This is a genomic window from Streptomyces gardneri (assembly GCF_006539185.1).
GTDB classification, from domain to species: Bacteria; Actinomycetota; Actinomycetes; order Streptomycetales; family Streptomycetaceae; genus Streptomyces; species Streptomyces gardneri.
In genome coordinates, this window is sequence record NZ_BJMN01000081.1 from 1 (window position 1) to 9,895 (window position 9,895).

The 9,895-nt window shown below is 69.3% G+C and carries 11 protein-coding genes; 8 read left to right on the forward strand and 3 right to left on the reverse strand.

The window, feature by feature from the left end:
* The 3 genes from SGA01_RS38485 to SGA01_RS41360 all read right to left on the reverse strand — a co-directional run.
* Positions 1-1,291, reverse strand: a 1,291-nt coding sequence (locus SGA01_RS38485) for a tetratricopeptide repeat protein (protein ID WP_167534287.1), incomplete at its 3' end; no start/stop codon positions are given.
* A 446-nt stretch (positions 1,292-1,737) separates the two neighbouring features.
* On the reverse strand, positions 1,738-2,172 hold the full coding sequence (locus tag SGA01_RS38490) for a hypothetical protein (protein WP_141302847.1): 435 nt from the start codon (positions 2,170-2,172) through the stop codon (positions 1,738-1,740).
* A 147-nt stretch (positions 2,173-2,319) separates the two neighbouring features.
* Positions 2,320-2,484 carry a hypothetical protein gene (locus tag SGA01_RS41360; protein WP_167534288.1) on the reverse strand — a complete coding sequence of 55 codons (165 nt, stop codon included), beginning with the start codon at positions 2,482-2,484 and terminating at the stop codon, positions 2,320-2,322.
* Between the two features lie 589 nt (positions 2,485-3,073).
* Here SGA01_RS41360 and SGA01_RS38495 point away from each other — a divergent pair.
* The 8 genes from SGA01_RS38495 to SGA01_RS38525 form a co-directional block, all read left to right on the forward strand.
* On the forward strand, positions 3,074-3,490 hold the full coding sequence (locus SGA01_RS38495; protein ID WP_141302849.1) for a restriction system modified-DNA reader domain-containing protein: 417 nt from the start codon (positions 3,074-3,076) through the stop codon (positions 3,488-3,490).
* Between the two features lie 54 nt (positions 3,491-3,544).
* Entirely contained in the window at positions 3,545-3,862 is a 318-nt protein-coding gene (locus tag SGA01_RS42500; RefSeq protein WP_229918581.1) for a hypothetical protein, read from the forward strand.
* 175 nt (positions 3,863-4,037) lie between these two features.
* On the forward strand, positions 4,038-5,777 hold the full coding sequence (locus SGA01_RS38500; RefSeq protein WP_229918580.1) for a Mucin-19: 1,740 nt from the start codon (positions 4,038-4,040) through the stop codon (positions 5,775-5,777).
* Between the two features lie 59 nt (positions 5,778-5,836).
* A complete protein-coding gene (locus tag SGA01_RS38505; protein ID WP_255325369.1) occupies positions 5,837-6,022 on the forward strand; it encodes a hypothetical protein in 186 nt (61 codons plus the stop codon).
* Positions 6,019-6,822 carry a hypothetical protein gene (locus tag SGA01_RS38510; protein WP_141302851.1) on the forward strand — a complete coding sequence of 268 codons (804 nt, stop codon included), beginning with the start codon at positions 6,019-6,021 and terminating at the stop codon, positions 6,820-6,822. Before SGA01_RS38505 ends, SGA01_RS38510 begins: the two co-directional genes overlap by 4 nt.
* Positions 6,823-6,986: 164 nt before the next feature.
* On the forward strand, positions 6,987-8,489 hold the full coding sequence (locus SGA01_RS38515; protein ID WP_167534289.1) for an AAA family ATPase: 1,503 nt from the start codon (positions 6,987-6,989) through the stop codon (positions 8,487-8,489).
* On the forward strand, positions 8,489-9,334 hold the full coding sequence (locus SGA01_RS38520) for an HNH endonuclease (RefSeq protein ID WP_141302855.1): 846 nt from the start codon (positions 8,489-8,491) through the stop codon (positions 9,332-9,334). Before SGA01_RS38515 ends, SGA01_RS38520 begins: the two co-directional genes overlap by 1 nt.
* Positions 9,335-9,526: 192 nt before the next feature.
* A partial coding sequence (locus SGA01_RS38525) for a DUF192 domain-containing protein (protein WP_141302857.1) occupies positions 9,527-9,895 on the forward strand: 369 nt, incomplete at its 3' end.

The window sequence follows — 9,895 nt, forward strand, 5'->3', positions numbered from 1 at the left end:
TCAGGGTGTCGGGGTGGTCCTCACCCAGCACCCGCACCCGGTCGGCCAAGTTCTGGTCGTGCAGCGGGATGGCCCGGCCCGGGATACCCGCCGACTCGTAGGTGGTGGCGAGGTTGTTGCGGGAGGTCAGGGTGTCGGGGTGGTCCTCACCCAGCACCCGCAAGGAGGCGATGAGGGTCTGCTCGAACAGGGGGATGGCCCGGCCCAGGTCCCCCGCAGACTCGTAGGTGTAGGCGAGGTTGTTGCGGGAGGCCAGGGTGTCGGGGTGGTCCTCACCCAGCACCCGCTCGGAATCGGCAAGGGCGCGTCGGAGGTACTCCGTCGCGCGGGTGAGCTGGCCCTGGTTGTCGAGGAAGAGCCCGGTGTCGTTGAGGAGGCTCGCGAGGTTGGTAGTGGCGGTGTCGGCTGGTGCGTGGTCGGCCAGGGCGTCGATGTGGGGTAGCAGAGCACGCCAGGTGGGCCAGGTCGCGGGGGTGTCCCAGGAATCGGGCAGGGCGGTGTACATCTGAGTGGCGGCCTCGTCGAATGCCCGGTCGATGGCGTTGGCCGGGCGGTGGGGGTCGTCGGGGTCGGGGGTGCGGGCGAGGGCCTGGACGAGTCGGTGGACGGCCAGCGTGCCGGTGGCGGGGTCGGGGGTGATCATGCTGTAGGCCGTGAGGAGACCGAGCGCGGCCTGCAGTGCGGGTGGGTCGGCGAGGCCGTCCAGGAGGCCGGCGGGGATGTGGTCGGGGGCGTACCAGGCCAGGATGCGGAGCAGGTCTGCGGCCAGGGGTTCGCGGTCGGTGATCTGGTCCAGGGTGATGTGCCAGATCCGGGCGATGGTGCGCTCGGGTGAGGTGACGCCGACGGCGCCTTGCTGGTACATCGCCGCCGGGTACTGGCGGAGCATGGCGAGGTAGGCGCGGGGCGTGGTGAGCGGGCTCTGCGCCAGGTAGGCGGCTGCCTGTTCGACGGCCAGGGGCAGGTGGCCGAGTTCGGCGCAGAGCTCGGCGGCGCCGTCCAGGTCCCGGGGGCCTGCCGCGGTGGCGATGCGGGTGAGGAGGTCGAGGGCTTCGGTCTCGTCCAGGACGTCCAGGCGTACCACGGTGGGGATGCCGTGCCAGGGGGTGGCGAGGCGGCTGGTGATCAGGAAGCGTCCCCGCGTCCCGGCGCGAGCAAGGAGCGGGGTGATGTCGGCGGGGTCGATGACGTTGTCCAGGATGAGCAGCCAGCTGGTGTGGCTTGCCAGCCACTGCATGGCCCACTCCGCCAACGCCTCGATCGGCAGGACACCGGACAGGGTCGGCTGCAAGGCTGTAGCGAGGTCGGCCAACCCCTCCTGCACACCAGCGGGACTGTCAGCTGTGACCCACCGGATCGGGGCGCGGCCGTGGGCGCGGGTGGCCGCCCAATGCGCGGCCAGGGTACTTTTCCCGATCCCTCCCAGCCCCGCCACCGCCTGCACCACCGCCCCGCCCGGGCCGGCGAGCGCAGTATCCAGCCGCTCCAGCTCGCGGGTGCGTCCGACGAACAGGCCAGGGCGTACCACCAGCGTGTCCAGCCCGGCCGGGGCCGCCACCTCGGCGGGCGGCAGGAACGCGTCGGGCGGTAGGAACACCGCCCTGGCGTCCCCGGTCAGCACGGGGGCGTAGTTGTTCCCCCCGATCGCGACAGCCCGCTCGGCGCTCGCCTCCACGCGCGGGCCGTGCTCGGGGGCGGGCGCCTCCGGTTGTGCGGCGCCACGCTGGAAGGGCCACTTCACGAGTTCGGGCTTCCGGGCCGGTCGCCGGTGGCAAGGGACCCGGAGCTGTTTCCGCCGATGGCGATCGACCGCTCCCCGGACGCGGACACGGTACCCGGCGCCGGCGGGGCGGAGGGCTGTCCGGCAGCCGGTCCTGCGGGTGCGGGCAAAGTCGGCGCGGGGGCGTCACCGGTGGAGACGGGGGCATGGTTGTTCCCGCCGATGGCAACGGCGCGCTCAGCCGTGGCCTGCGCCGACGGACTGGATGGTGTCGGCCCGGTCGTCGGGCGGCCCCGGGTGGCGAAGCCGTAGCCCCACAAGGCCGCCAGTGCGGCCAGCGCCGTACCCAGCGTGGAGGCCAGTGGCCAGCGGATCGCGGGATCCTCCAGCAGCGGTGGCAGCACCACCGCCCCGCACAGCCACACCGGCACGGCGAGAGCCGCCACCGTCACGCCCCCCGCCACTACCCACCTGAGGTTCCATCCCATGCCGCCCCCAACCTCGCCGACCGTCCGTGTTCACCCAACGATCGCAGCAACCCCACGGCTGCGAACCGCCCTTACGCACATACAGGCCGATCAAAGGCGCGTCCGTGGCGGTCAGGGCCGCTCGCGGCGGCAGGCTCTCAGCGGCCGGTAGCCGGCCGGGTCGAGCTTGGCGAGCTCGGTGTCGACCTCGACGTTGATCGTGCCGAAGTCACGGTCATTTACGGATGATGCCTGGCCTGCCAGGTCTTCAATGCCCGGGATCTCGTCGGCAAGCAAGCCGTTTCGGCTATCGCGCAGCTCTTCGGCGTCAGCCGGGGAACCCCCTACAACTGCGTGCCCAGCCCAAGGGCGCCAAGTCGCCGCCACCGCGGCCGCCGTCGAAGAGGACCAGGAGCACAAGGTCGAGACCGACGTCGAGCTCATGCTCGCCGACCAGGGCAAGACCTGCCGGGCGAGGACCATGTGCCCGAACAGCTCGTGCCGCCGATGCCGAGGGCGACTCCGAGGAGTGCGCTGCCGCCCGTGATGAACGCGATGGGTAGCTCGGATTCCATGGGCGTCATGCTGCCCGGTCGGTGCGATGCCCTTCCGGGCATTCCGCCGGGACCCCGTCCGCGTACGGGATCACGTCCGGTCCGAAGAGCGAACCGGCGTATGGCGCCCGGCCGATCCTCACCGAGGCATCGGGTAGCCCTTGGCAGCCGCCAACGCCCGCAGATGCACGTGCGCGGCCCACGCGTCGATCACGCACACGGCGCAGCAGCCTTCCGCTTCGTGAGCATGGCCCGGATTCCATGCCAACCCGATTGAACACTAAACTTGGGATCTGGCAGAATACAAAGTGGAGAGTGTAGAGAGGGAGATCATGCGGAAGATCGAGATCGATGACGAGGTGTTCGCGTACCTGCAGCGGCACAGTGAGCCCCTCGTGGACACGCCCAACGACGTGCTGCGCCGCGAGCTCCTGGGAGACGGCAAAGACGCCAAGGGCACTAGCGTCGAGAGGGGACTCGGCGGCCTGATGTTCATCATCGAGGCCGGCCTGGCCGCTCCCGGCGACAAGCTCGTGCACCACCAGCCTCGGCGCCACCGGACGCACGAGGCAACGATCTCGGCGGACGGCTGGGTCGAGCTCCCCGACGGCCGCGCGTTCGCGCAGCCCTCCCCCGCCCTCAAGGCGCAGACGGGAAGCGACATCAACGGCTGGGGCCAGTACACCCATGTCCCGAGCGGACGGAAGCTCCAGGAACTCCGCGAAGAGGCCAGGAACGCCAAGAACTAACCGCACGACGGCCGTCAACCAGAGCCTCAACCGACCCACGAAGGATGTTTCCTGATGGACAGCAAGGCTTTCAGCGGCGGCCTGGCAGAGCTGCGCGAACTGCGGGACGAGATCAAGCCGCTGCTACGCGACCTCACGAAGCTCCAGGCGGAACTCGACAAGCTGCAGACCCGGCGGGACCGGCGGATCGTGGAGCTGGGCGCGTTCGAAAAGGCCAAGGCAGACCGCATCGCAACGTCCGCCGGCGTCTCCGTGATCGACGTCGTGGCTCTCGTACCCTCTCTCGGCCCCCAGAGCCCCCCCAGCTCGCCCGCGGACGCTCCGGCCAACGATCCCCGTCGCCGACGATCTTCCGGAGCCGCAGGCGGCTGAACAGCCGACCAAGGAACCGGTCGGAACGCCAGCGCCAAACCTGCGCCCCACAGCCCAGCCCGTCGCGGCCTCACCCGCCCCTGCGGCTGCGGCCGCCGAGGAGCCGGACACGACAGCGGCCACCGAGGAGAAGCCGGAGCCCGCAACCGCCCAGCCTCCCACCCCCCAGGTCGCCGTGACACCGCCCGACGCCGAGCAGGAGCGGACGCTGCCATCGATCCCGGACGGCGCCGCAGGAGACCGGTGGATCTACGCCGAGCCGAACCTCACCTCGAAGCGGCCCAACTTCAAGCAGGCCACCCGACAGATGGCCTTCCTGGACACCGCGACCGGTGTGCTGGTGTGGCAAGCCGGCGCGGTCACCCTGGACCTCGGGCGCGCGAGCGTCGCCGAGATCCTGACCGCCGTGTACGCGACAGTGTCCGCGGACGTGGAGCGCATCTACATCACGGCCGGTGACCCCTGGCACCTGAACGCCGCCCGGCACCAGTTCCTGAAGGACGCCGTGTCCGAGTGGCTGAACGGTCCTCTGCCGGAGGGCTGGCAGATCGAGTCTTCCCGCGGCAAGGACCGGCAGGCCGGCCACCTCGTGCACCCCCGCAACCCGGTGGGCCGCTGGCAGCGGGGCAAGGACCAACACACCGAGATCCGCAGCGTCGGCGAATGGTTCGACCCGGCAGGCGCACACCCGGCCACCGTCCGAGCTGCCTTCGTCGAACTGTGGAAGGCCCTCAAGCGCCACTGGGACGACGTCGTGCTGATGGGCTCGCCGTCACAGACCGGCCGTGACCTGTGGTCGCGGACCATCCCCGCCAAGGCCGGGGCAAAGTGGGCAGACGGCTACCCGGTCATGTCCCAGGAGATCCGCGGCCTGCTGCACGCCACCGCCGGACAGGGCCGCACCGAACTCATCACCCCGCCGCGCATGCCGGAGCGGGTGCCCGGCTGGTACGAGGCCGACCGCACCTTCGCCTACGCCAAGCACACCTGGACCTCCGGCGTCGGCGTACCGCAGCGGATGACGGCGGCAGCCTTCGCGTCCTTGGGCGAGAAGGAGCAGGCCAACGCCCTGTTCTCCCCCAGCCACTGGCAGGTGCGGGTGACCATCCCGAAGGACTGGAACCACGTCGGACTGCTGCCGGCACCCGCTCCCGGCGAGCGGGCCTGGCACTACCCCTACGAGGGCGGCCGCACCTTCACCACCTGGGCCGGCGGCGCCGAGATCAACCAGGCGCTGCGCAACCCGATCCAGCCCTGGAAGGTGGAGATCCTCGACGGCCTGGTCTGGGAGAAGGGCGACCCGCTCAAGGACTGGTCCAACAAGCTCAAGGACGCCTGGAAGTCGCTGCGCGCCCTGGCCGGGGCGCACGGCGACGAGCAGCAGCGCCAGGCCGCACGGCTCGCGTCCCGCGCGGTCCGCAGCATCCTGCTGTACGGGATCGGCACGTTCGCGCAGCGCCCCCGCATCACCACCGGCTCGATCGAGCTCGGCGCCGGCGGCGAGGTCCCGGAGATCCCGGACGGCGGCCGGCTGACCGGCCTGACCGACACGCACGCCACCTGGGAGCGCAACAGCGGCTTCGCCCGTGACCAGTACGCGCACCCGGAGTGGGCTGCGGGCGTGTGGTCGGCGGCCCGGGCCGCGCTCCTGTCCGGCCCGACCGGCACGACGGACCCGGCGACGGGCAAGCCCGCCCGGGCCGGTGCGCTGCACCTGCCGGCGGGGTCGATCCTCGCCTTCCGGACCGACGCCATCTACAGCTCGGTGCGCCCGGACTGGCCCTACAGCGGTGAGCCGGGCGACTACCTGCTCAAGGGGGCCATGGGTTGGGAGCAGACCACGCCCACGACCGATGAGGAGTTCTACGTGCTGCAGGGCCTCGGCCGGCAGGCCCTGGAGGCGGAGGAGCTGTGAACGGCGAGGTGGCATGGGGTGGCCGGTGGGAACACCCGGAGTGTGGGGCGTCGGGTGAGGTGGTGTGGGACGACGGTGACACCGCGTCGTCCGGGCACGACTGCGGCCAGGGCGGAGAGGTGACCTGGAGCGCCGAGTGGGAGTGCCACAGCTGTGGCGACAGCGGTGACGGCCAGTTCGACGACGACACGACGACGTACTCCGATCACGAGTGCGCTGACGAGGACGAGGGGGCGGCAGCATGACGCCGCGAAAGAGGCGCGCCGCCAGTGGCGGCCGTCGTGCCCAGCGCAACGAGGCGGCGCGGCTCACCGACCAGCTGCTGGACGCGGGATTCAACAAGAAGCAGGTCGGGGAGATGCTCGGCCGCAACCCGTCGCTCGTCTCGCAGTTCTTCACCAAGAACAAGGGCGCGTCGATGGTGGAGGCGCTGCGGGCGGTGGTCCAGGAGGTGCAGGCCGGCGGGCCGCGTGACATCACGAGCCTGAAGGCCCTGGCCGCCCATCACGTGCGGCCGCGGCTCACCCGCAAGGGCTCCGAGGCCCGCGTACGCGGCAAGACGCAGCTGCGGGCCGAGCGGACGGTCAAGGACGACAAGGGGCGACCGGTCATCGGCGCGGACGGCAAGCCGGTCAAGACCTGGTCCTCGTCGCTGGCGAAGGCCGGCAAGCAGCACATCGCCTCCGGTGCGAGCCGGCTGCGGCCGGTCGTGGAGGACGCGGCCGCCAACGGCGGGCTCGTGGCCTTCACCGTGCGGGCCCGCAAAGGCTCCTTCAAGCACGACGCCGGCCGCCTCGCCGACTCCCCCGGTGTCCGCCGGAACGTGGTCCAGCGCCGCGACGGGACGGAGGAGCGGGCCTACGCCGACAACCGAGGAGGCCCGGGCTCCGGCGAGGAAGGATTCGACGGCGCCGAGTTCAAAGCCATGGTCGACGCGGCCGGCGGCGACGTCACAGCCGCTGTGCAGAAGTGGCTCGTCGACAACGACCGGATCGAGCCCGGTACGCCGATCGTCGGCCTGGAGATCCGCGCCTGGAAGCCCTAGGACTAGAGGCGCTTTCCCTCGGAGGAGCAGCTCCGAGGGGATCGCCGCCAGAGCGCGAGGCCTGCTTCAACTTCTCCGTGGACACGGCCTGGGTACGAGCTTTTTGGCATGCTTGCGTCCTGCCGATCGGCGACAGAGGCCGTCGACCAGACATGGGAGTTGCCTTGGAGTTCCGGGTGTTGGAATGGCGTGCAGCGATCCCACAGGCTTACGGCGCCTACCTGATGAAGGACAGCTGGAACGACCACGGATTCGTCACCGCCTTCAATCTCTCGGTACGCCTGCGAGACAGCTCCCTGGTCATGATCGGCTTCCTGCGCATCGGGCACGCTGAGATGACGACAGCTGGATGGAATCGCACATCCGATCGCCTTCCGGCCCACTTCACGGAGCTGAGCGCCGGTTACTTCAGCCTCGGGATGGAGGACGACTACTACGAGTTGCTACGGCGCCGCCTCGGCAAATCCATGGCGCACGAAATCCTGTACGCGTTGAAGGATGCGGCCTACGCCGAGCCATCGGATCAGGCAACGATCGATCTGCCAGTGTTCTCCGCATCTCTCCTTCGCGGGCGGTCGCCCGGTGATCTGGATCGCACCCGGCGCGTTGCCCTCGGGATCCGTGCCCGCATTGTTCCGTTCAGGTGGTCGTACACACCCGAGCAGAAGGGGCTGCTTCCAGCTCCCAAGTTGAAGTTCGAGTCGACACCGGGGACTCTGCCGCCGACCAACCTGCACGCACTGATCGGCCGTAATGGTGTCGGGAAGTCGCGTCTACTCCACGCCATAGCCACAGCCGCCGCGAACGTAGAGCTCGACATCGAGGAGGGCTCCGGTCCCGGGGACGAAGCCAGCCGCTTCTCCAGCTGTGTGGTCGTCAGTTTCAGTCCCTTCGATCGCCATCCGTACATCGTCCCGGACGATACGGACATGCCGTTCGAGTTCATCGGCCTCCGGCACCAGACCAAGAGCGGCCTCAAGTCCGACGATGAGCTGAAGAACGAGTTCGTCCGCAGCTTCGCCAAAGCGCGGGTCGGGGCACGAGGTGTCCGCTGGCGTCGGGCCATCGACACGCTCAACTACGGGGCGAGCGGCTTCCTCGACGGGGACTTGGAAGTGATCGACGCCATGATCAGGGAAGGCAGCCAGGGGACTCTCGAAAGGGAGATGGGCAGGGTCTTTGCAAACCTGAGCTCTGGTCACGCGGCGGTGTTGTTGATGGTGACCCGACTGATCGAAGTGGTCGAGGAGCGAACCCTGGTCCTGATCGACGAACCGGAAACACACCTGCACCCTCCCTTGCTCGCTGCCCTGACGAACGCGCTGTCAAGCTTGCTTGCCGACCGCAACGGCATGGCGGTCATCGCCACCCACTCCCCCGTCGTGCTTCAGGAAGTTCCGGCCTCTTGCGTCTACGCCCTGGAACGCCACGGAACCGAACTCACCGCCCGCCGTCCTGATCTTGAAACCTACGGGGAGAGCGTAGGCGAGTTGACCTACGACGTGTTCGGCCTGGAAGTCACCTCGACGGGTTTTCACGCGGCAATCGCCGCGGAGGTCGCGAACGGCGGAACCTACGCGGAGATCACACGTCGATTCACGGGCCTGGGCGCTGAAGCCCGTGCTCTTCTCCGCGCGATGACGTTCTCGGCGCGGGGGGAACGCTGATGCGGTGGCCGCAGAAGCCGACGATCACCGTCGAGGACGTGATGAAGACCTGCACAATTTGGCTGAAGAAGCAGGGCTGGGATGAGGAGATGGCCGCTCGGCTTCCAGAGCTCAAAGGGCAGGAGCGGCGGTACCGGGCCCGGGGGGAGGCAGGCGCCCTGTTCGAGCTGCTGCACTCCGAGTTTGGCGGCCAGTCCCAGGACGAGGAGAAGGACCGCTTCACAGACACCTACGACAAGGCGTTCGTCGGTGGCGGAGGCAGCAAGCTCTACGACGCGCTGAAGGCGGCGGCGATCTACGGATGCACCATCTGTGGGGTCGCCAAGCCAGAGCAGATCGACCACCACGCCCCGAAGAACCTCTTCCCTCTCCTGGCGCTCACGCCCTTGAATCTTGTGCCTGTCTGCGGGCCCTGCAACCAGGGCAAGGGCAGATACTTCTACACCGATCCGGCGGCGGAGCCGTTCCACCCGTACTTCGACGACCTCGGAAGCGAACGGTGGCTCTTCGCCCGCATCCTCCGAGCCGACCAAGGTGCTGTCGCGGAGTTCTCCGTCCGTCCTCCGGAGGACTGGCCTCCGCTCAAGGCCCAACGGCTGGAGCACCATTTCGACCGCTACAAGCTCGACCCCAAGTTCAGGTTCGAAGCGTCCCGTCATTTGGCCGCCCGGCGCAGAAAGGACGCCCGCACCTACGAACGCTCCGGCCCTGAGGCCCTACGACTCATACTCATTGAGGACGCCGAGAGCGTCGCGGCAGTCGACGCAAACGACTGGGAAACCGCATGGCTGTACGCCCTTGCCGAGTGCGCCTGGTACCTCGACGGCGGCATGAACGAGATCTGACCGGCCGCGACCGCAGGCGGGGGGCTTCCTGATCCAGTTCTACCTCTGCACCTGTGCGGGGCTCCGCTCGCTCCCCTCCATGGCGTGCAACACCTCGGTGGGTTGAAGCGGGCCAGCAGCTGGCGCCGTTGCGGCCCTGTCCGTCCGCATTCCCCGGAAGGCGGGGCCGTAAGCCCTAGCTAGGGTGGTCGCATGGCGAAGTGGCAAGACGGGAGCGGGGAGTTGCGGAGCGGCCCGGTGGAGGTCGAGCTGGAGGTGGCCGCCTCCTACCGGGCCCGGACGCGGGGGCTGCTCGGGCGGGACGGGATCGAGGGGGCGCTGCTGCTCACTCCGGCCGGCAGCGTGCACACCTTCCGCATGCGGTTCGCCATCGACGTCGCCTTCCTGGATAGGCGTCATCGCGTCATCGCGATGACCACCATGTCTCCCAACCGCCTGGGCTTCCCGAGATTCCGCTCCCGCCACGTCCTGGAGGCCGAGGCCGGCGCCATGACCGCCTGGGGTTTGTGCGTCGGCAGCGTGGCGGAGATACAGCAGGGGCCTGCGCAGGTGGAATCCCCC

Excerpts from the sequence above, each read along its gene's own strand:
- SGA01_RS38495 (WP_141302849.1), top strand. The coding sequence starts at position 3,074 with ATGCGGAAGATCGAGATCGATGACGAGGTGTTCGCGTACCTGCAGCGG.
- SGA01_RS42500 (WP_229918581.1), top strand. The coding sequence starts at position 3,545 with ATGGACAGCAAGGCTTTCAGCGGCGGCCTGGCAGAGCTGCGCGAACTG.
- SGA01_RS38520 (WP_141302855.1), top strand. The coding sequence starts at position 8,489 with ATGCGGTGGCCGCAGAAGCCGACGATCACCGTCGAGGACGTGATGAAG.
- SGA01_RS38510 (WP_141302851.1), top strand. The coding sequence starts at position 6,019 with ATGACGCCGCGAAAGAGGCGCGCCGCCAGTGGCGGCCGTCGTGCCCAG.